Genomic DNA, 22,312 nt, shown 5'->3' with positions numbered 1-22,312 from the left:
TCGTTCCGGTGAATGGAATGCAGTTCGGGTAAGGTAGGCCACATGGGGAAACCGGTCAACAGTCGTTCGCAACAGCAGGCCTCCGTCGCCGCCTCCGCAGGACCGGGAGCGGACACCGCGCCGCCCGCACCCGGTCCGGTGGACAAGGCCATGGAGGTGCTGGCGGCCCTCGCCGGTCCGGGGGCGCCGCACCGCCTCGCGGACCTCGCCCGTGACACCGGACTCGCCAAACCCACGGTGCACCGCCTGCTGCGCGCCCTCGCCGCGAGCGGTTACGCCGAACCGGCCACGGGCGGCAGCTACCGGCCGGGACCGCGGCTCCTCGGACTTGCCGCGAGTGTCCTCGCGGATGACGCCGTGATGCGCCGGGTCGGCCCGGTTCTCGACGAACTCCGCACGCGTACCGGGCTGTTCGCCTCGTACGCGGTGCGCGACGGCCGCAGCATCATTCACCTGGACGTCCGCGCGCCCGCCCAGGGGCTCGGGCTCGACCTGGGCCCCGGATTCCGTGAACCGCTGACCGCGGGCGCGGCAGGCCTCGCCCTGCTGGCCGCCCTCCCGGCGCAGGAGAGCGAGGCGCTGTCGACCGGCCCCGACGGCGCACCGGCCGACGACGCGGCCCGCGCGGCCCGGACCGCCGCGGCCCGTGACGGCTACGCCTTCGACGGCTCCGACGCCTGGCTCGACCGGCGCGCGCTCGCCGCCCCGGTGCGCGACGCGGCGGGCCACCCGGTAGGAGCCCTCGTGCTGACCGGCCTCGCCTTCACCCTCGACGACGCCGCCGCACAGCTGTACGGGCCGATGGTGCGCTCCGCCGCGGCCGCGGTGTCGGCGAGCCTGGCCGCACAGCCCGGCGCACGGCTCGGACTGGTCGTGGACCCGGAGCGCCTGCCGAGCGGTACGGGAAGTACGGACGCAGCCGCGGGGAGTCGCGGTGAGCGCCGAGGACAGGAGGACGGCGTCGGCCGTCGGCGGCGGCCGGACGTTCCGCGGCCCCCGCGACGCCGGGCACGGCATGACCGGCTCCGCGCGGCAGGCGGCCGCCCGCCGCGCGTTGCTGGAGGACGGCCGGACACGCGGCCTCTACTCGGGTGCCGCCTGGTCGCTCGGCGATGCGGCGGGCCCGTACGACCGGGGCTGGACCGGCACCCGCATGCTCGGCGGACCGGACCTGGACGGCGATGACGTGTGGGACCTCGCGTCAGTGACCAAGCCCCTCGTCGGACTGGTCGTCATGGCCCTCGTGGAGAAGGGCGTCCTCGGCCTCGACGACTCCGTGGGACACCACCTCGCCCGCTACCGGAACAGCCCGTACGCCCCTCGCACCCTCGCCCAACTCCTCGACCACACATCGGGACTGCCCGGCGGCGTCCCGCTGTACCGCGAGCACCCCGGCCGCGAGTCCCTCCTCGCGGCGCTCGGCACGCTGCCGCCCACCTCGGAGCCCGGCACCCACGTCACGTACTCCTCCCAGGGCTTCATACTGCTCGGCCTCATCGCCGAACAGGCCACGGGCCAGGGCCTGGACCAGCTGATGACCGACCTCGTCCGCGCCCCCCTCGGTCTGACCGGTACCGGCTTCCGGCCGGGGCCCGCCGAGGCGGCACGCGCGGTGGCCACCGAAGTCTGCCCCTGGCGCGGCCGCACCGTCGTCGGAGAGGTGCACGACGAGAACGCCGTGGTGCTCGGCGGCGTCGCCGGGCACGCGGGCCTCTTCTCCACCCTCGCGGACCTGGAACTCCTCGCCCGGTCCCTGCTCGGCGGCGGCCCGCCGCTGCTGGAGCCCGACACCCTCGCGCTGATGACCGCCCCCCGCACGGACCACCTCAACCTGCGCCGCGCCCTGGCCTGGCAGGGGCAGGACCCGGCCGGCTCGCCGGTGGGGGACACCTTCGGACCCGCCTCCTACGGCCACACGGGCTTCACCGGCACGAGCCTGTGGCTCGACCCGGTGGCCGGCCGCTACGCGATCCTGCTCACGAACCGCGTCCACCCGCGCCGCGAGGAGCGCGGGTTCGTGCCGCTGCGCCGCGAATTCCACGCGATCGAGGGATGACGGCGGGCGGGAGCCGGACCCGCAGCGCATCGAGACGCATCTTCAGCGGCCCCCGTCGCCGCGCGCGGGCGCCCCGGGAGGCTCCGCGGGCGGGGGCTTCGTCAACGAGGCCTCGATCCGGGCGAGATGGCGGCCCAGGCTCGTCAGCCACACCTCCAGATCGACCGACAGGGACGCCGGCTCGTAGCCGTCCGGCGCCGTCGGCAGCGGTGCCGGATCCGTCGCCGGCGCGGCCGCCGGCAGGCCGCCGGTGAGCATCGAGGCGATGCGGCCGGCCGTCACCTCCAGATCCGCCGCCGCGCCGCGGGCCCAGACCGCGGGCTTGCCCGTCGGCGCGGAGCTCGGACGCAGCCCGAAGCGGGGCAGCCGGTGCGCGCCCATGAGCATGTCGTTCGCGACGATCAGCACCGCGTGCCAGTCGGAACCGGCTTCGTCCGATGCGGCCGAGGACTCACTGCGGTACTGCGCGTACGCCGCCTCGGCCAGCCGCAGCCGGTGCACGCTCGGCAGGGTCTGCGGCAGCTTCTGCGCGCCGCGCGACGGGGTCAGCAGCGCCTCGGTGGTCGGCCGGACCAGCCCGCCGCAGGTGCGCAGCAGCTCCGCCATGGCGTGCCGGACCTCCCGCCGCGCCCCGGCCGGCCAGGCCAGCAGTCCGCACAGCAAACCGATCACGCTGCCCGTGACGACGTCGATCATCCGCGCTTCCGAGAGCCGCCAGGTGACCGGCGCGATCTGGGCGAACGCCGTGGCCACGACCAGGGTGAACAGCCCCTGCGTGGCGGCGGTCCCCAGCAGCGGCCCCACGAAGAACCCCACCAGCATCGCGGGGGCGAGCAGCGCGGCGTACACGTCGTCGTGCGGGCCGACCCCGATCACGAGCGCCCCCGCCACCAGCGCCCCGACCGCGTTGCCGGCCACCGCCCGGCGGACCGCCTGCCAGGTCGCGGCCACGGTCGTACGGCCGAGGGTCAGTACGGCCAGCAGTACCCAGAACCCGTGGGCCAGGTCGAGGGAGCCGGCCACCAGCCGGGCGGCGGCGAGGCCGAGCGCGGTTCGCACCGCGTTCTGGAAGAGCACCGAACGGAACGTCACGTTCCCGAGGACGCGTCGCGCCCACAGCCTCCACGTGGGCAGCTCCGCGTACCAGAACTGGTCGTGCGGGGCGGCGGCCCCGACGGGCAGGCCGTGCGCGGCGATGTCGGTGGTGACCTCCACGATCCGCGCCGACTCGGCCAGCGCCAGGACATGTGACTGCCGGCGCAGCACAGCGGTCGGGGGCGTCCGGCCGGGCGGTCCGAGGGCGAGCCGGACGCGCTCCGACTGGAATCCCCGCATCGCCCGCTCCAGCACACCCGCCACCGGCGGCCGGCTTCCGGTGCGCAGGAACCCGGCGCAGGCCGTGCACAGTTCAGCGACCCTGCCGAGCAGGACCACCGACGCTGGGTCGGCGGCTGCCGGTGGTGTCCCGGCCAGTGTCGCCAGCTGGTCCAGCAGCCGGCGCACCGAGCGGCCGGCCTGTTCCAGGGCACGGTCCGTCCGGCCGGCACCGGCCGGCCGTTCCGACGGCGGGATGCGTGACAGGCGCAGCCCCGCTCCGGCCCCGCGCAGCACCCGCGGCGCCACCTCGCCCGTGGCGGCCGCGCGAGCCGCCGTCCCGAGCGCGCCCGCCAGCCGTTCGCGGTAGGACGGGACGGCTGGATCGGGCAGCAGCAGCTCGCACGCCACGAGCAGCAGCGTTCCCACGGTCAGCCCCGTCAGCCTGGCTCCGAGGGTCTGCGGGGCGTAGGGCGGGAAGCAGGCCAGGATGTAGAAGAGCTGGAGGCCCGGCGCCGATCCCGCCGCGCGCGGACCGGCCACGGCGGCGAAGGCCAGCAGGAATCCGACGGCGAGCATGCCGCAGACCGCTGCCCACGTCTCCACCGCGAGCAGCGTCCCCAGGGTGGCCAGCAGGAGCGCCGGGGGCAGTGCGCGCAGCATGACGGAGGCCCGCCCGCGGCCGGACCCGGGAATGCTGGAGAGCAGCCCGACGGCGATCGGCGCGAAGAGCGCGTACAGAGCCATGACCGGCCGGTCGGCGACGTACAGCAGGGGGTAGAAGCCGGCCCCCGCCGCGACCGCGACCCGGACCGACCTGCGCAGAAGTGCCGCTCTCGCTGACCTAGTGGTCACACCCATGCCCCCTTCGTGACGGTTCCTCACACTATGGCGCCCGGTGGTCTCCCGCCCCGCCCGGCGCGTCGCGGCAGCGCTGGGAGCTCCTGCCGTACGCGCACCTCCGTCACCCGCCCGTACACCCCGCTCCGCGGACACCGATGCCCCGCGTGCGCCGCGGCGCTGGCACCATGGCGGGATGGCTGAGGGAACAGGGATACGTGTGCTCGTCGTGGACGACGAGCCCGCCATCCTCGACGTGCTGGCGACGTCACTGCGGTTTCTGGACTACGAGGTCCAGGAGGCGTCGTGCGGGCGCGACGCCCTCACCGAGGTCAGGGCACACTCCCCGCATCTGGTCCTGCTGGACGTGATGCTGCCCGACTTCGACGGCTTCGAAGTGGTACGCAGACTCCGTTCCGCCGGGTCCCGCGTGCCCGTCGTCTTCCTCACCGCCCGGGAGAGCGGACAGGACGTCGTCGGCGGGCTCGACCTGGGCGCGGACGACTACATCACCAAACCGTTCCGGCTGGCGGAGGTGACCGCCCGGGTGCGGGCCGTGCTGCGGCGCAGCACCGAACGCGCCACCGCACCCGGCGGCGACGGGCTGCTGCGCTGCGCCGACCTGGAGATGGACACCGTGACGTACGAGGTGCGGCGGGCAGGGCGGCCCGTAGACCTGTCGCCCACCGAGTACCGGCTCCTGCACCACCTGCTGCTCAACACGGGCCGCGTGCTGACCCGCGAGCAGTTGCTCGACCACGTCTGGGAGTACGGCGAGGGGGACCCGGGTGTCCTGAAGACCTACATCTCCTACCTCCGCCGCAAGCTCGACGCCCTCGGGCCGCCGCTGATCGAGACCCGGCGCGGTGTCGGCTACATGCTGCGCGCCGTGCGGGAAGCGCGGTGAGGGCCCCTCGCCTCCTTCCGCATTCGTTGCGCGCCCGGCTGCTGTGCACGCTGGTCGTCGTCACCGCCGTCGTCCTGGCCGCCCTGGACGCCGCGCTGTACGGCGCGATGCGCGGCTACCTCACCGACCGGACCGACACGTCCCTTCAGGCGGTGCACCGGCGCGTCATGACGCAGGTGCGCAAGGAACTGCCGCCCGCCCGGGGGCTGGCCGCGAGCGCGCGCATGCTGGGCACGTCCGAGTACTACCTGGAGATCATCCAGCCGGACGGTGTCCACCGGGACCTGGTGCCGGGACTGCGCGACCCCGCGGACCCGCCGCCGCGGGTACCGGACAAGCCCGGGCGGGCCGGCGACGGACCGGTCACCGTGCCCGCTGTCACGCCCGACGGTCCGGACTACCGGCTGCTGACCCACGCCCTGCCCGACCACCGCGGGACGCTGGTCGTCGCGGTGCCGATGAAGCAGGTCCAGGGCACGCTGGGCCGGCTCCTCCTCGCGGAGACGGCGGGAACGGCTGCCGGCCTGGTGCTGCTCGCGGCGGCCGGCCTGTGGATCCTGCGGCGCGGGCTGCGGCCGCTGGAGTCGATGGCGCGCGACGCCGACGCCATCGCGGCGGGCCACCACGACCACCGGGTCGGGCCGGCCGACGAGGACAGCGAGGTCGGACGGCTCGGGCTCGCGCTCAACACCATGCTCGACGGGCAGGAGGACGCCCATGCCCGGCTGAGACGTTTCGTCGCGGACGCCTCGCACGAACTGCGGACCCCCGTGACCGCGGTCCTGGGCTATGCGGACCTGCACCATCAGGGCGTGCTCGGGGACGCCGGCCGGCGCGAGCGCGTGATGGCGGGCATCACCCACGAGGCCCTGCGCATGCGGCGTCTCGTCGACGACCTGCTGACGCTGGCCCGGCTGGACTCGGCGCCGGGGCCCCGGCGGGCGCCGGTCGACCTGGCCGAGATCGTCCGGGCGGCGGCCGATGCGGCCCGGGTGGTCGCGCCGGATCACCCGCTGGAACTGTCGGTGCCGGCCACCGGGCCGGTCGTCAGCGGCGACGGGGACCAACTGCGTCGGCTTGTCGACAATCTGCTGGCCAATGTCCGGGCGCACACCCCGGCCGGCACGACGGCCCGGGTCGAAGTGACCTCGGCCCGGAGCTCGGCGCTCGTCACGGTCACCGACGACGGTCCGGGCATCCCGGCCGACGTGCTCCCGCGGGTGCTCGACCGGTTCTACCGGGCCGCCGGGACCCACAGCGGCGGCGGAAGCGGACTGGGGCTGGCGATCGTCGCGGCGGTCACCGCCTCCCACGGTGGCACGGTCGAGGTGACGAGCCCGCCCGGCAGCGGAGGGACCACGGTGCAGGTCGTGCTGCCGGCCGGGCCGCCGGACTGACCCGTGCTCAGAGGAAACCCAGCGTCCTGTCGTGCCCGTCGAGGATCCGGCCCGGGTCGCTGTCCAGGACCCGGTGCAGGAGCGTCGCGTAGACGTCGCGGAAGTCCGTCGTCGTGGCCAGGTCGCCGTCGGTGAGCCGGGTCAGACTCGGCTGGTCGCCGTAGAACCCGCCGTGCACCGGATCGCCGAGTACGAACACCGGTCCCGATGTGCCGTGATCGGTGCCCTGGTTGCCGTTCGCCCGCGGCCTGCGTCCGAACTCGGAGTAGACCGCGACGACCACGGGCCGGCCGGCCCCGGCGGAGCGGACCCGGTCCAGGAAGGCGGTGAGGTCGTGATCCAGCTGCCCGAGCAGTCGCGACTGGGTGCCCTTCTCGTTGGCATGCGTGTCGAAACCCCCCAGGCTGACGCTGTACGCGCGGGTCGTGGCGCCCGCGGTGATCGCGCGCGCCACGACGTCGAGCTGGCCGGCCAGTTCGCCCTGGCCGCCCGCGGACGCGCCCATGTCCTGGTCCTCGTCGCCCTCCCTCGGCGCGCCTGGATCCTCGGCCGCCACGCTCGACGAGTGCGGCACGGGGCTCCCGGACGGCTGCGGGCCGTCGCCCTTCTTGCCCTTGGCACCCTTTCCCCCCGGACGGTCGGACCCTGCGCCCCGGTCGGCGAACGCCGCGTCGATGCGGGTGACATCGCCCAGGGAGGCAGCGGCACGCGCCAGCAGCGGGTGCGCGTCCTCGGAGGTACGCGACAACTCCGTGCAGGTACGCAGCCATGCGTCGGGCAGACCCCCGCCGCCCAGCCGCACCGCGGCCCCCGCCGTCCTCTCACCGGCGAGCAGCGGCGGCAGGGTGGCTCCGACGGAGACCGCGCGCAGCGGATCCGCCGTGTCGAACGTGTCCAGCCAGCGGCCCAGCCAGCCCGAGGGCACCGGGCTGCTCGGCGAACCGGTCTGCCAGATGGACATCGACCGGAAGTGGCTGTGGTCCGGACGCGGGTAGGACACCCCGCGCACCACGGCCAGCTTCTTGTCGTCCCAGAGCTTCTTGAAGCCCTTCATGCCCGGGTTGAGGCCCAGCCCGTCCCCGAGGGGCAACACCTCGTCCTCGCTGTACGCGAGCTCCGAGCGGGCGTCCTGGTACGCGCGGTCGGCGGCGGGCACCACCGTGTTGAGGCCGTCGTTGCCGCCGTAGAGCGTGACCAGGACGAGTACGGGGCTGGTGGCGGCGTCGGCTGCGCCGCCGGAGGCGAGCAGCTCGTGCACGCCGTAGGCGGTGCCTCCGGCGACGAGTGCGGCAGCGCCGGCCACTCCGCTGGAGAGGAGGAACCTGCGTCGGGTCAAGGTGTCCACGGTTGTCTCCTTCAGGCCAGGACGAGGTACTCGGGGGCGGTGAGGGCGATCGCAGTGACCCGGTGCGGATCGCGCGCCGCAGCGGTCAGTACCCCGGAGGTCGCGGCGCCCCAGCTCCGGACGCCGAGGCTGCGGGCCAGCAGCGCGGGCCGCTCCTTCGCCGCCGCACGCTCGACCTCCGTCAGGTCGGCTTCGCGCACCAGACCCTGCGCGAAGCCGATCCGCACCTGCGCCGCTGCTCCGGTCAGCCACGCCGCGCCACCCGGCCACCCGCCCACGCTCGGTGGCGCGAACGGTGTCTGGCCGAGGCCTTCGAGCGTGCGGAGCAGCTTGGCGCGGGCCGGCGCCTTCAGCTTCGAGGGGCGGACGCCGAACGCGCGCATCGCGCCGACGACGTACTCCACCGGCTGCTTGACCAGGACGCTGCCGGGATCGGCGAACACCGGGTCCGTCAGCAGGGCCCGGAACATCGCCGTCGTGTCCCGCCCCGTCCCGTAGGCGGCGGTTGCGCGGGCCAGGCTCCCCTTCGACGGCGCGGAGGAGGCGACGACGCGCCCCCAGAACCGGGTGGCGAGGTAACCCGCGGACGCGGGGACGTCGACGAGGTGGTCGATGAGCGAGGCCGCGGTGAAGTCCTCCGTCGCACCGACGACGGTGTGCCGGCCGACCGCGTGCCGGTCCGGACGGAAGCGGGCCTGCCAGCCGTCCGGGTCCTTACGGTCGACGGTCCACCCGGTGAGCGCGGCCGCCGCCTGCCGTACGTCCCGCTCGGTGTAGTGGCCGACACCTAGCACGAAGAGTTCCATGAGCTCGCGCCCCAGGTTCTCGTTGGGTTCCTCGGCCGTGCTCCCCGGCGCGTCCAGCCAGACCATCAGCGCCGGATCGCACACCATGGCGCGGGCCAGCGCCCGGAAGTCGCCGCCGCCCAGGCGCCTCAGCGTCTCGTTCTGGACGAGCATGGCGGAGCCGGACTTCACCTTCTGGACGGACGTCGCCCAGTGGTTGTGCCACAGCAGGGTGCGCTTCTCGGCCCAGGGGCGCTCGGCGGCGACCATCCGGTCCAGCCACCACAGGGCGATGTCGCCCCGCTGCTCCCGCACCGCGGACCGGAACGCCTTCTTGGCGGCCGCGTCCCCCTTGTCCTTCCCCTGCCCGGCGCCCGGCTCCTGCGGCTCAGCGCTCTTCCCGCTCCCGCCGCCCTCCCCGCCCGTCTTCTTCCCGTCCCGCTTGCCGCCCTTGCCGCGTCGCGGGAGGGGGTCCAGCCGGGGGAGGGGCGTGGCAGCGGCGCCGGCGTCCTCGCCGGACGCCAGGACGCGGTCCAGCGTGGCGTCGAACCCGGCCTTCTCGGCCGCGTCGACGGCGTCCGGCCCCGCGTCGAAACCGGTGCGCTGCAGCAGGCGCATGACATGTGCTCGGGTGTCCAGTGGCCGTCCCATGGGCCCACCGTGCGCGCCGGGGGTGGGACCGCGGTACGCGCAAGGTGTGAATTCGGTAGGAGTCCGCACGGAACCCGCGGCTCCGGGGGACCGGCACATCCGCGCGTCGGTGCGCAGCCTCCGCAGGGACGGCGCCCGGAGCGGCCCTATGCGTCAGGCGGCCCGTTGTGGTCCCGCGGCACGGGGCCGTCATCGCTGCCGGACGGCGCCCGGTCGTAGTCCTCCTGGGCCTGGCGCTGGATCTCGTCGCTGTCCGCCAGGAGCCGGGCGATCCGCTCCGCCCCGCCGGGCACAGGGGGTGGAACCCGGGTGATCGTGTCGTACAGGTAGCGGCACGCCTCCGCCTCGGTCCCGAAGCTCGCCATGACGCTGTCCTGGCCCCGCTGACGCAGAACGACCAGCCACTCGTCCGCCTCCGGACGCAGTACGTAGGAGGCGTCCAGTTGCATGGGGACGCCGTGGACGCCCGGGATCTCGTACAGGGCATCCGGGGTGCCTTCGCGGTGGAGCCGATCGACGAGTTCTGCCCTGTTCATTCCGCGACTCCACTCCGTCGGGACGCCCCTGGGCAGGCCCCGGACCCGCCGGAACCTGCCCAGGAACGATAGGTCACGCTCAGTTCAGCGCCTTCAGTTCCTCCGCGGCGACCAGGTCCGGAATGGACTTGGCCGTCCGGTACTGGATTCCCAGCCCGGGCTGGCCGAACCAGGGTCGAATGGGCCCGGCTTCCACGGTGAACGCCTTGAGGACCCGGTACAGGTGGTAGCTGGACGGGTAGGCCGTGGTGTATTTGACGAGGTTGCTCGGCGGGATGGCGCGCTTGGCGTACGGCGTCCCGGCAGGTGCGAGGAAGTTGCCGAACCCGCTGCCGAAGAGGTCGACCAGCTGTCCCACCCGGAGCTTCAGCGACTTCTTCTCCGGCTTCCCCTGGCGGTCGAGGACGAAGCCGTCGTTGTCCGGATACCACCAACCGGAGGTGTTCGTCACCGGGTTGGTCTGCCAGTAGCACCCGAGGAACCAGTACTGCGAGACGCGGCCCGTGCGGTTGTAGCCCCGCAGCATCTTGCCGATGGGGCCGGTCTTCGGGAGATCCCGGGGGCCCAGCCGCCAGTCGTCGTGGTAGTAGCGTTCCAGCGCCTGTTCGGGCGCCTTGTTCGTTCCGCGCCCTCGCTCGTCAGTGGGGCACTGGATGCCAGGACGGGCGGTGCTGCTGTCGGCATGGGCGGCTGTCGGCGCCAACCCGACCAGGAGTAGCGAGGCAATCGCACTCGATACGAAATTCCGAAGCACCCGCATGCGGTGTTCCCCTCTCTTGCCCGGTGCAGGCCACGGAAACGGCTCGCAGGGGCGGCACGGTCGCGCAAGGCGCCCTTGAAGCGGGCACCGTAGCTTGGTGACGCTCAGTCAACAGGGGCGCCGACGACGCATGGTGATCGGAATTCACGCCGCAACCCGATCGGGTACGGGATTTCTCCTGATTGGCCTAAGGGATCGAGGGACAGCCCCTGGCGAGCCGGACGCACCGGACGGCCACGGGACCCCGGGGACCCCCGCCCGGTGCGGATGGCGGCCCGCTCGAAGGCCGTTGCGCGCCGGAGTCGGATCAGTGCGTCCCGGGGTGCGGTCGAGGGAGCCTGCGAAAGGCGGAGCGGAGGGGGACGGGGTCCGGCGAGACAAGGGCTGACACCGGGTGGTCGCCGTCAAAGCGAGCTGTCGCGGAAACGCGGGCGTACCGACGGCTTCCTCCCGCGCGGCGGAAGCGGGTTGCTGACGAGCCGGTCTCGGAACCACAGGGTGATGATCTCCGGCTCGATCAAGGTCCGTCGGGCGTTCCTGACATCACGTATAGGCGCTGCGACGGAGTCAGTCCTGCTGCCCCTGCCCCCACATCCCGGCTCCGATGTTAGTGACGATCTCGACCCACTCGCAGTGCTCATTGCTGAAGGGGCGAGGATCTCTGCGACCGATCTCGCTTTTGAGGGCGTCCAGGGACTCACCCAGGGCCTCGATGAGCTCTTCGTCGTCCTCGTAGTCCTCCGGGAGGCTTCCGACGATTTTCGACAGTTCCCTGATCGTGTGCACCAGCGAGGAGAGGTCGCGGTGCAGCGGGACGGGGCGCATGATGCCTTCGGCTAGCTGGTACAGCTCGCCAGTTCGCGTGTCTGCCACGATGGCGCTGATCTCAAAGTTGCCGAGGAATACCCAGTGGGCAGCAGCGACCGGAAGATTCCAGGTGCTGCCGAGTTCCTCGACCGAGACTGGGCGGAACCCGCCGTCAGCTCCGTCAAGTTCGGGAAAGGAGATGAACTCGTTTTCCGGCAGCCCTGTGTCGGTGAGGAAAGTGAGCGTCTCGCCGCTGAAGCCGGCTGCCTGTGCCGTCTCTGAAGGTGCTTGGTGTACTCGCTCCTCACCAAAGGTCTGAATGAGTTCCTCGCGAGACAGTTCGAAGATCATCTTATCCTGCCGTGTTTCGCTCAGCTCTGGTAGGGCGTGAGCGGGGTGTGAGTCTTGTACCAACTCTTAAGGTCTTTACGGTACTGGAGATGCTCAGCGTCGACTCTTCTGCCGTACTTGTAGTCGTTCTCGCCGGGCTGTCGTGGTAGCGATTGGTCATACGACTGGGAGTGGCTGACGGGAAGGTCCTTGCCGAAGTACTTGGCGGTCCAGCGGTCGCAGTACGACGGTGCCTTCTGGCAGGGCTCCCGTTCGGTATACAGACTCGTGAGTCCGTCCTGCTGTTTCGCCTTCAACAGGGGGTAGCCGACGGAACGTTCGGAGTGGACGCTCTTGCTGTAGCCGACCAGCAGGAACTCATGCCCTTTGCCGTCGTTGAAGTTGCCGGCAGCGTAGTTGTTTCCGGTCCAGTCCTTCCGTGCATAGCGGGCTGTCTGCGTCGCTCGGGCCAGCTCGGTGGAACCAGGTCTGATGGGCGTGGACTTGACGCGGTCGGTGTTCGCCGCTGCCACGCTGTATGGGTTGTTCTCGCCCGCGCGGGGCCGCCAGGTCCGAGTGCCGCCATTTTCAGTGAAGTTTCGTGACCGGCTGCCGACGGAGTCGGTGGGCCGTTTCCGTTTCGTGGGCTGGGGCTGTGCAGGCGGAGGGCCCGAGTGTCGTCTCGGGGTGGCGCCGGGTTCCACTGCTCAGCGCGGCCATCGACGCGATTTTCGCGTAGCCGTGGCCGGTCGGCAGGACCTGTGGAGCGCGGCTCGCAGCCACGGCGGGCCCAAAGTCCCAGAGAGGTTCCAGAGATGCCGCCGCACCTCTCCCTGACCCGCCAAGCCTCAGGTCAGACGGGTGTGGCGGCATCCTCGTATCAAATGTCCCGGAAGATCTCGATCTGCGCCCCCACCGAGTTCAGCCGCTCCGCCAGCTCCTCGTAACCGCGGTTGATCACATACACGTTGCGCAGTACGGAGGTGCCCTCGGCCGCCATCATCGCGAGCAGCACCACCACGGCGGGCCGCAGTGCCGGCGGGCACATCATCTCGGCGGCGCGCCACCGGGTCGGGCCCTCGACCAGCACCCGGTGCGGGTCCAGGAGCTGGAGCCGGCCGCCGAGCCGGTTGAGGTCGGTGAGGTAGATGGCCCGGTTGTCGTAGACCCAGTCGTGGATGAGGGTCTGGCCGTGGGCCGAGGCGGCGATGGCCGCGAAGAACGGCACGTTGTCGATGTTGAGGCCGGGGAACGGCATCGGGTGGATCTTGTCGATCGGCGCCTCCAGTTTGGAGGGCCGGACCGTCAGGTCGACCAGCCTGGTGCGCCCGTTGTCCGCCGCGTACTCCGCCGTGCGGTCGCAGTCGACGCCCATCTCCTCCAGCACCGCGAGCTCGATCTCCAGGAACTCGATCGGCACCCGGCGGATCGTCAGCTCGGACTCCGTCACGACGGCGGCGGCGAGCAGGCTCATCGCCTCGACCGGGTCCTCGGAGGGGGAGTAGTCGACATCCACGTCGATGTTCGGCACGCCGTGCACGGTCAGCGTGGTGGTGCCGACGCCGTCCACCCGTACGCCCAGCGCTTCCAGGAAGAAGCAGAGGTCCTGGACCATGTAGTTGGAGGAGGCGTTGCGGATGACGGTGGTGCCGTCGTGCCGGGCCGCGGCCAGCAGGGCGTTCTCGGTCACGGTGTCGCCGCGCTCGGTCAGCACGATGGGGCGGCCGGGCGTGACGGAGTGGTCGACCCGGGCGTGGTAGATCCCCTCGGTCGCGGCGATTTCCAGACCGAACCGGCGCAGCGCGATCATGTGCGGCTCGATCGTCCGGGTGCCGAGGTCGCAGCCGCCCGCGTACGGCAGCTTGAACTGGTCCAACCGGTGCAGCAGCGGCCCGAGGAACATGATGATCGAACGGGTCCGGCGCGCGGCGTCCGCGTCGATGGCGTCCATGTCGAGCCGGGCGGGCGGCACGATCTCCAGGTCGGTTCCGTCGTTGATCCACCGGGCGCGCACCCCGATGGAGTTCAGCACCTCCAGGAGGCGGTAGACCTCCTCGATACGGGCCACCCGGCGCAGCACCGTACGGCCCTTGTTGAGCAGCGAGGCGCAGAGCAGCGCCACGCACGCGTTCTTGCTGGTCTTGACGTCGATGGCTCCGGAGAGACGCCGTCCGCCGACCACCCGCAGGTGCATGGGACCGGCGTATCCGAGCGACACGATCTCACTGTCGAGAGCTTCACCGATACGCGCGATCATCTCAAGGCTGATGTTTTGGTTGCCGCGTTCGATGCGGTTCACGGCGCTCTGGCTGGTGGCGAGCGCCTCGGCCAGCTGGCTCTGCGTCCAGCCCCTGTGCTGGCGGGCGTCACGGATGAGCTTGCCGATACGTACGAGGTAGTCATCTGACATGCCGAAAGGCTATCTCAGATATGAGATGAGGCTGGTGTGGGGGTGTGGTGTTCGGGTGACGGCTGGGTGCAGAGCCGCAGCGCGGGGGCGCGGCCGAACACGGGCGCTGTCGCCCACTCCATGGTCCGTCCGCCGCACCGGTTCGGCACGCGGAGCGCGTCCATCGGCACGTGGTGCCCGGTGCGCGCTGCGGGCAGTCACCCCCGTCAGGCCCCGGGAAAACGTGTCGCCCGCGCGGTCGGCGGATCGTAGGGTCCCCGTCATGAAGCTGCTCTCCGTCAACATCGGCCGGCCTCGCCCCAACCCCTGGAAGGGGCTGAGCCTGACGGGCATCGACAAGCAGCCCGTCGATGGACCGGTCGCCGTGGCCGCACCCGGCCCCAAGGGCACCGGCGCGGTCGGTCTGGCCGGTGACCGGGCCTACGACGTGCAGCATCACGGCGGTGGCGACCAGGCCGTCTACGCGTATGCCCGCGAGGATCTCGACGGCTGGGCGGCCGAGCTGGGCAGGCCGCTCGCGAACGGGGTGTTCGGGGAGAACCTCACGACGCTGGGAGCGGACGTCAACGGCGCCCTGATCGGCGAGCGTTGGCGGATCGGGCCGGACGTGGTCCTGGAGGTGTCGTGCCCGCGGGTCCCGTGCTCGACGTTCCAGGGCTGGCTGCGGCGTGACGGCTGGATCAAGCGGTTCACGCAGGCCGCACTGCCCGGTGCGTATCTGCGCGTGATCGAGCCCGGCGACATCCGCACCGACGACCCGGTCGAGATCGTGTACCGCCCCGATCACGACGTGACCGTCGCGCTCGCCTTCCGGGCCATGACCTTGGACGCCGAACTGCTGCCGTGGCTGCTGGCCGCCGACGCGCTGCCAGAGGAGAGCAAGGAGCTGGTCCGCCGGCGGACGTCGGGGTAGGTGCTCGACCGGGTGGTGACGCCGGGGCCACGGCTCGGCAGACCGCACGCCCGGCCACCTGGCCATCGCTGACAGCCCTGACCGCCCTGACCGTCCTGAGGAGCCCGGGAGTCCGGGAGTCCGGGAGTCCGGGCCCGGGCCCGGGTGCCGGTGCTGCGCGGCGCCCGGGCACCCTCGGCCGTCAGACTGGCTGGGGCTCGGCGACCGGCGCCCCCTGGCTCCTGATCGGTCGCGTCACCTGTTTCGCCACGCAGGGCGGCATCCCCGCCGCGGCGCCCTTCGCATTGCTCCGGTAGACACTGGGCGGCATGCCGACCAGCTCGGTGAAGCGGGTGCTGAAGGTACCGAGCGAGGAGCAGCCGACCGTGAAGCACACCTCGGTGACACTGAGCTCGTCACGGAGCAGCAGCGCCTTCGCGCGCTCGATGCGACGCGTCATCAGGTACGTGTACGGCGACTCGCCGTAGGCCAGCCGGAACTGGCGGCTGAGGTGCCCGGCGGACATGTTCACGCCGCGGGCGAGCGCTTCGACGTTCAGCGGCTGCGCGTACTCCCGGTCCATCCGGTCGCGGACCCGGCGCAGCAGCGCCAGGTCACGCAGGCGCTGATCCGCGGCGCGTGCGCGACCCCAGGCGGGCTTGCACATGAGCGACCCCCTTCTCAGCGAAGCTCTTGGATGCGGACCATGTTGCCCGCAGGATCACGGAAGGCGCAGTCGCGGATGCCGTACGGCTGCTCTGTCGGCTCCTGGACGACCTCGACGTCCGAGGCCTCCACCTTCTCGAAGGTGCCGTCGAGGTCCGGGGTGGCCAGCAGGATCCAGCCGTAGGTGCCCTTGGCCATCATCTCGGCGATGGTGCGGCGCTCCGCCTCGGTGACCCCGGGGTCGGCGGCCGGCGGCGCCAGGAGGATGGACGTGCCGGGCTGGCCGGGGGGGCCGACCGTGATCCAGCGCATCCTGCCCTGACCGACGTCGCTGCGGACCTCGAAGCCGAGGGCGTCGCGGTAGAAGACCAAGGAGGCGTCCGGGTCGTCATGCGGGAGCACGCTCGTGTGAATGGTGATGTCCATGGCGATCAGATTAGGTGCGGCCGCGTGGTCAGCGCTTCTCGAATCCTGATCGGTCGAGCCACCTCTTTCGCCGCACCCGTGGTCCGCCGCCCCGGTGCCGCGCCGGCCCGGCTACGGGCGGCGGCCCCAGGCGGAGACCATCGGGGCCGTCGCCAGATCGAGGTCTCCGGTGGCGACGTTCGACAGGTGGCGGTCGATGTCCTCGTCGGTCGCGATTCCCGCCGCCACGAGCCGGTCCCGGATCTGCCGGACGGTCGCCGCTTCGAGCACCGTGCAGGCCGGTGAGGTGATCGGGAAGTAGGCGTCCGCCCCGACGTCGCGCAGGCCGGCCCCGCGCAGCAGCCGGGGCAGCGTCCGGCCGTACGACAGATCGGCACCGCGCGCCGCCATGAGCTCACGGAAACCGGACCGCAGCCGGTTGGCCAGCCGCTGCTCGGGGCCCGACTCGTCCGGACACAGCAGGGGCTGGAGCCCCGGATCCGCATCCTCCAGGAGCAGCACACCGCCGGGCCGCAGCGCCTGGACCATGCGGCGCAGCGCCTCGGCGCGGTCGACGACATGCACCAGGACCAGCCGGGCGTGCACCAGGTCGAACCCGCCCGGCGGCGGGGGATCGGCCGCGACGTCGTGGCGCAGGACCTCGACGACATCGGAGGCGGCGTCCTTCGCCCAGGACACGTCGATGTCGGTGCACACCACCTGCCCCGCCCTTCCGACGCGCTCGGCGAGACCCGAAGGAACGGAGGGGCCACCGGCCCCGACCTCCCAGCACCGCATGCCCTCGGTGATGCCGATCCGGTCGATGTGCCGGAACGTCACCGGATCGAACAGCTCGGCCAGCGCGCCGAAACGGATGCCCGCCTCCGACTGCTGGTTGTCGAGCAGATACCCGTGATCCGCACCGTGCTCGGCCATGTCCTGTCCCACTGCCTTCCTCCGTCTCTTCCCGTCCGCGGAGTCGAGTCCACCGTCATCGGCGCCGGCCTGCCTGGACCCTTCTCCTCGATAGGGTGCCGTCCGGGTCCCGGTCGCACGGATCGGGACAACGAGCGTCGATTCACGCGGAGTTGTGACCGGTCATGCCGGCGCGGCGGTAACCGGAACGGCGACCGGACAACTGAGTGAGAGGAGCGCCAGTCATGCGTGGAGGCAGCATCGCCGTCGTCGGCGGCAGCATAGCGGGGTGTGCCGCGGCCCTGGCCGCGTCGCGCGGCGGAGCCGAGAAGATCACCGTCCTGGAACGCGCCGACGCCCGGCTCCGTGACAGGGGAGTGGGAATCGCCCTGCACAGCGACCGGTTCGACGAGCTGAGGGACGCCGGGTACGTGGCCCCGGAGATGCCCTGGGCGCCGCTGAGCCGGCGGGTGTGGAGTGCCCGGGACGGCGCTGCGGAGCACGGCCGGGTCGTCGGCGAGCAGCCGTTCCCCTTCCGTGCCTACAGCTGGGGGTCCTTGTGGAGCGAGCTGCGCCGCCGGGTGCCCGAGGGGGTCTCCTACCGGTCCGGTGCGGTGGTCACCGGCGTCGAGCCGGACGCCGACGGTGCGACGGTCCGGCTCGCGGACGGTTACCAGGAGCACTTCGACGTCGTGATCGGGGCGGACGGATACCGCTCCGTCGTCCGGGAAGCCATGTTTCCCGGGGCGGACGCGGCGTACGCCGGATACATCGGCTGGCGCGGAACGTCGTCGGACGTCGCGGACCTCCCCTCGGACGGACACGACGCGCACAACATCGTCTTCCCCGGCGGCCACTGCATGATCTACCGCATCCCGGACGGTGCCGGCGGGCACCTGCTCAACTGGGTGCTCTACACCACGCCTCCGCAGACCGACGGCCTCCACCCCGACCTGCGGACCCCGACCTCCCTGCCGCCCGGCCGGCTCAACTCGGAGCTCACCGCGCACCTGCGCGCCCTGGTCGCCGACAACTTCCCGCCGTACTGGGCGGCCAGAGTGCTCCGCACCCCCGCCGAGACCACCTTCATCCAGCCCATCTACGACCTGGAGGTGCCGCGCTACACCTCGGGGCGGATGCTGCTCGTCGGTGACGCCGCCAGTGTCGCCCGGCCGCACATCGGCGGCGGGAGCGTGAAGGCGCTCCAGGACGCCACCGCCCTGGAGGCCGCATGGGTGGCGGGGGACAGCTGGAAGGAGGTCCTGGAGACCTACGACGCCGGGCGCGGCGGGGTCGGGGCGGCGATGGTCGCGCTCGCCCGCAGGATGGGCAGCGCGCAGGTCGAGAACACCCCTGACTGGTCCGCCATGGGCCAGCCGGAGTTCGACGTGTGGTGGCAGGACCAGAACAGCGGCTCCGACCGGCGGAGCGGCTTCGGGGGCCACAGCATCAAGGCCGGTTGAGCGCGGAACGCGCCAAGGGCGGTGACCTTGTTCCGGTCACCGCCTCGCGTCCGTCCCGCCCCCGTCCCGCACGGCCGTCGGTGACAGTTCGAGCGCGGCGTTCAGCGCGGTGGGATCGGCCCGCGCGCTCGCCCCGTCCAGGCGCAGCGTCAGCCGGCCCGAAGTGAGGACGGTGAGCGTACGGGCGCACTCGGCCGCCCGGACCGCACTGGGGGACACCAGCAGCACGGCGATGCCCTCGCCCGCCAGCGTGCTGACCAGCTCGTGGACCTGCTGGACCAGTACGGGGGCGAGGCCCTCGGTCGGCTCGTCGAGCAGCAGCACGCTCGGCGAGCCGAGCAGTGCCCGCGCCAGGGCCAGCATCTGCTGTTCGCCGCCGGACAGGGCCGAACCCCGGTTGTTCCGGCGCTCGCCCAGCCGGGGCAGCAGCTCCAGGACGCGCGCGGGGGTCCACACGCTGGGGCGCGTGGTGTCGCCGCGCCGCGGCGGACGGTAGGACAGCCGTAGGTGTTCGGCGACGGTCAGCCCGGCGAACACGCGGCGGCCCTGCGGCACGAGGCCGATCCCGGCACGGGCGATCCGGTGTGCCGGCTGCCCGGTCAGGTCGCGGCCGTCGAGGCGTACGGTGCCGGCGCCGGGACGCATCAGTCCGGCGACGGTGTGCACGAGAGTGGTCTTGCCGGCGCCGTTGTGGCCGACGACGGCGTGGACCGTACCGGCGTGCACCGAGAGGTCGAGCCCGTGCAGGACGGTGCCACCGTGGTAGCCCGCGGTCAGGCCGGTCAGTTCGAGCATCGGGGTCCGGTCATCCTCTCGCTTCGGTGCCGGACGGGCCGGTCCCGGAAGAACCGGTACCGGACACGGCGACGTTCGTGATGCCGGCATCCGGGGCGTCGGCCGCGGTGCTGTCCGTCGTCGCCGCGGCGCCGTGGTAGGCGTCGCGGACCTCCGGATGCGTGAGCACTCCTGGGTCGGACCGGTGAGGAGTACCCGTCCCGCGGCCAGCACGGTGACCGTCGTCGCGAGTTGCGCGACGACCTCGACATGGTGCTCGACGAGGATGACGGCCATGCTCTGCGGAAGACCACCGAGGATGCCGAGCAGCCGCCCGATGTCACCGTCGGTCAGCCCGGCCGCGGGCTCGTCCAGAAGCAGCAGGCGCGGATTGCCGGCCAGTGCGGCGGCGAGGTCGAGCATGCGGCGCTGCCCGTGGGAGAGCGCGGAGGCCGGCCGGTGGGCGAGGTCCGCGAGGCCGACGGTCTCCAGATGACGGCCCGCGGACTCGGTGTGCAGCCGGTGGCGGGAGGGGCGGCGCCAGGCACCGCGGCGCTTCGGGTGGTGTGGCCAGCCGGCCAGTACGACATTGTCCAGCACCGTCAACTCGGAGATGACCGAAGGCTGTTGGAAGCTGCGGGCGATGCCCAGGCGGCTCCGCCCGGCCGGGGCCTTACGGGTGATGTCCCCGCCGTCCAGGGCGATGGTGCCGTGGTCGGGCCGGTCGGTGCCCGCGATGAGGTTGAGCAGGGTGGTCTTGCCGGCGCCGTTGGGGCCGATGACGGCGTGCCGGGCGCCCGGGGGCAGCCGCAGGCTGACGTCGTCCACGGCGGTGAGGCTGCCGTACCTGCGGGTGAGACGGCTGAGGTCGAGGACCGGGGGCGCCGATGCGGCCGTCGGGGCAGGCGTCATGGGGAGACCTTCCCGGCGTGGGTCGGAGTGGATACGGATGGTGGCGGCCCGCCGGCCTGCGGCCCGGTCCGACCGGATCCGCGCAGGCCGGCCAGGCCGCGGGGCAGCAGGTAGACGGAGGCGACGAACAGTGCGCCGAGCAGCAGCGGGCCGTGACCTGGCCACGAACCGGCCACCCAGTCCCGGGTCATGACGATGAGCCCGGCGCCCAGCAGCGCGCCGATCACGGACGTCGTGCCGCCGATGACGACGGCCAGCAGCGCGAACGCGGCGATTTCGAAGCCGACGTCGGCCGGGGAGAGGTACTGCTGGACGGTGACCATCAGCGAGCCGCCGACGCCTGCCAGCGCACCGGCGCAGACGTGCGCCACCAGCAGGTACCGCCCCACCGGGTGCCCCGAGGCGCGCATCCGGGCCTCGGCGCCCCGGGTGCCGGTCAGCAGCTTCCCGGCCGGGGAGCGCAGCACGAGCAGGGTGACGGCGACGGCGACGACGGTGACGACGAGTGCGTAGGTGTAGAGCTCGCTCTCCTCGGACATCCCCTCCCCGCTCCACAGCGCCTGCGTGGCCGGGAAGCCGACGAGACCGTCGGCGCCCCCGGTGACGGACTTGAGCTGGTTGACGACCGCGCCGGTCAGCTCGCCGACGGCGAGCGTGATCATCAGCACGGTGGTGCCCCGGGCCCGGATCACGGCAGGACCCGTGACCGCGGAGAAGGCCGCGGCCGCGAGCGCCGAGAGGACGAGCTGGACCGGACCCATGGTCCATCCGGCATCCGCGAGATTCGCGGTGGCATAAGCGCCGACGGCGAACGGCGCGGTCTGCCCGAGGGTGGGCAGTCCGGCGTAGCCGGTGAGGACGGTGACACTGACCGCGAGCAGCCCCAGAGCCAGGGCGGACCCGGCCAGCGTGATGCTGTACGGGTCGAGCACCCCCGGCAGCGCGGCCAGCACCGCGAGCAGCACCAGCAGCCCGGAGGCCTGCCGCCACGCGCTGCCGCGCGGAAGCCGCCCGAACCCCGCGAGCGGGCTCCTGCCCTTGCCGGGCGGCACCGCCGCTTCGGCCGAACCACTTTGCGCCGCAACGGACTTGGCATCGTCGAGTCCCCCCGATGCCCCGACCGCGCCCACAGCCCCCACGGGCTCGGCGTCCGGCCCCGGCCCCGGTGCTGTGGCGGGCCGCCCCGCTGCTGTCGCCCCGCGGGTCCGCAGCCGCAGTCGCGCGACGAGGTGGCCGCGGAGCCGGGCGACCGGGTCCGGTGAAGGCCCTTGTTGACCCTGCACGCCTGCCGGCTCGGCGAAGCGGGAGCGGGCTGCCAACACCGCCGCCATCGCGGCGAAGAGGAGGTACGGTGCCAGGTCGGGCGCCGCCGAGACGCCCAGCGTCTGCACCTCGCCCACGGCGACCGCCGCCGCGAGCGTCGCCCACAGCGAGCGCAGCCCGCCGAGCACGACCACCACGAGGGACAGCATCAGGACGTTCTCGGACGTGCCGGGCCCGGGGCCGATGATCGGTGCCCCGAGTACGCCCGCCGCACCGGCCAGCGCCCCCGCTGCCGCGAGCACGCCGGTGTGTACCGCACGAGGGCTGTACCCGGTGGTCGCGAGCATCTCCGGATCGTCGGCGGCGGCCCGTACCGCCGTACCCATGCGGGTCCGGGTCAGCACCCACGTACCCGATGCCGCGAGCAGCACGGCCATCACGATGAAGCCGAGCCGGTACGCGGGGTACCGGTGGCCCAGCAGTGTCACCGAGGTGTCGAGCGCCTCGGGGACACGTACCGGGAGCTCGTCCGCCCCGAAGAGCTGGATGAGCAGGTCACCGCCGACCAGGGCGAGCCCGAACGTCAGCAGTGCCTGGGAGAGATGCCCACGCCGGGCCAGGGGTGCCGTCGCGGCGGACAGCCCCGCCCCGGCGGCACAGGCGGCCGCGGTTCCGGCGGCCAGCCCCAGTGCGAACCCGCCCCAGGTGCCGTCACCCAGTTCGGCCCCCGTGTAGGCGCCGATGGCGTACAGCGTGCCGTGCGACAGGTTCAGCACGCCGGCGGTGCCGAAGGCGAGGCTCAGACCGGCGGCGACCACGAACAGCAGCAGCCCGTAGGCCACGCCGTCCACCGCCGGGACGACGTGGGCATCAAGGAGTCCCAT

General features: G+C 72.6%; 18 protein-coding genes and 2 pseudogenes. 6 read left to right on the top strand and 14 right to left on the bottom strand.

The genetic code is table 11. The features are described from left to right. Nucleotides 1–42: 42 nt before the first annotated feature. Together LNW71_RS04690 and LNW71_RS04685 are read left to right on the top strand one after the other, a co-directional pair. Nucleotides 43–873, top strand: a pseudogene (locus LNW71_RS04690) (IclR family transcriptional regulator); the annotation flags it as partial. A 142-nt stretch (nt 874–1,015) separates the two neighbouring features. Next, nucleotides 1,016–2,056: a serine hydrolase domain-containing protein gene (locus tag LNW71_RS04685; protein WP_250967070.1), complete on the top strand. Its 1,041-nt coding sequence runs from the start codon at nt 1,016–1,018 to the stop codon at nt 2,054–2,056. Nucleotides 2,057–2,098: 42 nt separating this feature from the next. Here LNW71_RS04685 and LNW71_RS04680 read toward each other — a convergent pair whose 3' ends face one another. Further along, nucleotides 2,099–4,231 carry an FUSC family protein gene (locus LNW71_RS04680; RefSeq protein ID WP_250967069.1) on the bottom strand — a complete coding sequence of 711 codons (2,133 nt, stop codon included), beginning with the start codon at nt 4,229–4,231 and terminating at the stop codon, nt 2,099–2,101. Between the two features lie 175 nt (nt 4,232–4,406). Here LNW71_RS04680 and LNW71_RS04675 point away from each other — a divergent pair, with 175 nt between their 5' ends. Further along, complete coding sequence (locus LNW71_RS04675) at nt 4,407–5,117, top strand: response regulator transcription factor (RefSeq protein ID WP_250967068.1); 711 nt, start codon at nt 4,407–4,409, stop codon at nt 5,115–5,117. Continuing rightward, nucleotides 5,114–6,514: a HAMP domain-containing sensor histidine kinase gene (locus tag LNW71_RS04670; RefSeq protein ID WP_250967067.1), complete on the top strand. Its 1,401-nt coding sequence runs from the start codon at nt 5,114–5,116 to the stop codon at nt 6,512–6,514. The genes LNW71_RS04675 and LNW71_RS04670 overlap by 4 nt, the downstream gene beginning before the upstream one ends. A gap of 7 nt (nt 6,515–6,521) precedes the next feature. Here LNW71_RS04670 and LNW71_RS04665 read toward each other — a convergent pair whose 3' ends face one another. The 7 genes from LNW71_RS04665 to LNW71_RS04635 all read right to left on the bottom strand — a co-directional run bounded on the left by LNW71_RS04665 (nt 6,522) and on the right by LNW71_RS04635 (nt 14,138). Next, the gene (locus LNW71_RS04665) at nt 6,522–7,859 is read right to left on the bottom strand and encodes a DUF1501 domain-containing protein (protein WP_250967066.1); all 1,338 of its coding nucleotides are present in this window, start codon (nt 7,857–7,859) and stop codon (nt 6,522–6,524) included. Nucleotides 7,860–7,870: 11 nt separating this feature from the next. Continuing rightward, nucleotides 7,871–9,295 (bottom strand): DUF1800 family protein, encoded by a 1,425-nt coding sequence (locus LNW71_RS04660; protein ID WP_250967065.1) that lies wholly within the window; start codon nt 9,293–9,295, stop codon nt 7,871–7,873. A gap of 146 nt (nt 9,296–9,441) precedes the next feature. After that, a complete protein-coding gene (locus LNW71_RS04655; RefSeq protein ID WP_250967064.1) occupies nt 9,442–9,831 on the bottom strand; it encodes a hypothetical protein in 390 nt (129 codons plus the stop codon). A 79-nt stretch (nt 9,832–9,910) separates the two neighbouring features. Continuing rightward, entirely contained in the window at nt 9,911–10,534 is a 624-nt protein-coding gene (locus LNW71_RS04650) for a TNT domain-containing protein (RefSeq protein ID WP_250967063.1), read from the bottom strand. A gap of 624 nt (nt 10,535–11,158) precedes the next feature. Further along, nucleotides 11,159–11,749: an SUKH-4 family immunity protein gene (locus tag LNW71_RS04645; RefSeq protein ID WP_250967062.1), complete on the bottom strand. Its 591-nt coding sequence runs from the start codon at nt 11,747–11,749 to the stop codon at nt 11,159–11,161. 20 nt (nt 11,750–11,769) lie between these two features. Then, entirely contained in the window at nt 11,770–12,261 is a 492-nt protein-coding gene (locus tag LNW71_RS04640) for a nucleic acid/nucleotide deaminase domain-containing protein (protein WP_250967061.1), read from the bottom strand. 347 nt (nt 12,262–12,608) lie between these two features. After that, the gene (locus LNW71_RS04635; RefSeq protein WP_250967060.1) at nt 12,609–14,138 is read right to left on the bottom strand and encodes a UDP-N-acetylglucosamine 1-carboxyvinyltransferase; all 1,530 of its coding nucleotides are present in this window, start codon (nt 14,136–14,138) and stop codon (nt 12,609–12,611) included. 262 nt (nt 14,139–14,400) lie between these two features. On the opposite strand from LNW71_RS04635, the gene LNW71_RS04630 reads away from it, so the two are divergent. Further along, nucleotides 14,401–15,051 carry an MOSC domain-containing protein gene (locus LNW71_RS04630; protein WP_250967059.1) on the top strand — a complete coding sequence of 217 codons (651 nt, stop codon included), beginning with the start codon at nt 14,401–14,403 and terminating at the stop codon, nt 15,049–15,051. Between the two features lie 181 nt (nt 15,052–15,232). On the opposite strand, the gene LNW71_RS04625 is transcribed toward LNW71_RS04630, so the two are convergent. The 3 genes from LNW71_RS04625 to LNW71_RS04615 all read right to left on the bottom strand — a co-directional run bounded on the left by LNW71_RS04625 (nt 15,233) and on the right by LNW71_RS04615 (nt 17,037). Beyond that, a complete protein-coding gene (locus LNW71_RS04625) occupies nt 15,233–15,697 on the bottom strand; it encodes a helix-turn-helix transcriptional regulator (protein ID WP_250967058.1) in 465 nt (154 codons plus the stop codon). 14 nt (nt 15,698–15,711) lie between these two features. Continuing rightward, nucleotides 15,712–16,122 carry a VOC family protein gene (locus LNW71_RS04620; RefSeq protein WP_250967057.1) on the bottom strand — a complete coding sequence of 137 codons (411 nt, stop codon included), beginning with the start codon at nt 16,120–16,122 and terminating at the stop codon, nt 15,712–15,714. A 111-nt stretch (nt 16,123–16,233) separates the two neighbouring features. Continuing rightward, nucleotides 16,234–17,037 carry a methyltransferase domain-containing protein gene (locus tag LNW71_RS04615; protein ID WP_250971899.1) on the bottom strand — a complete coding sequence of 268 codons (804 nt, stop codon included), beginning with the start codon at nt 17,035–17,037 and terminating at the stop codon, nt 16,234–16,236. A 224-nt stretch (nt 17,038–17,261) separates the two neighbouring features. Here LNW71_RS04615 and LNW71_RS04610 point away from each other — a divergent pair, with 224 nt between their 5' ends. After that, on the top strand, nt 17,262–18,479 hold the full coding sequence (locus tag LNW71_RS04610) for an FAD-dependent monooxygenase (RefSeq protein WP_250967056.1): 1,218 nt from the start codon (nt 17,262–17,264) through the stop codon (nt 18,477–18,479). A 36-nt stretch (nt 18,480–18,515) separates the two neighbouring features. Here LNW71_RS04610 and LNW71_RS04605 read toward each other — a convergent pair whose 3' ends face one another. The 3 genes and pseudogenes from LNW71_RS04605 to LNW71_RS04595 form a co-directional block, all read right to left on the bottom strand. Beyond that, the gene (locus LNW71_RS04605) at nt 18,516–19,274 is read right to left on the bottom strand and encodes an ABC transporter ATP-binding protein (RefSeq protein WP_250967055.1); all 759 of its coding nucleotides are present in this window, start codon (nt 19,272–19,274) and stop codon (nt 18,516–18,518) included. A 10-nt stretch (nt 19,275–19,284) separates the two neighbouring features. Beyond that, nucleotides 19,285–20,165 (bottom strand): annotated as a pseudogene (locus LNW71_RS04600) (ABC transporter ATP-binding protein). Further along, a complete protein-coding gene (locus tag LNW71_RS04595; protein ID WP_250967054.1) occupies nt 20,162–22,312 on the bottom strand; it encodes an ABC transporter permease in 2,151 nt (716 codons plus the stop codon). The pseudogene LNW71_RS04600 and the gene LNW71_RS04595 overlap by 4 nt, the downstream one beginning before the upstream one ends.

Origin of the sequence: Streptomyces sp. RKAG290 (assembly GCF_023701695.1) — a bacterium.
GTDB lineage: Bacteria > Actinomycetota > Actinomycetes > Streptomycetales > Streptomycetaceae > Streptomyces.
The sequence above is the reverse complement of the archived record's forward strand: the minus strand, read 5'-3'. Positions and strand labels throughout refer to the sequence as shown.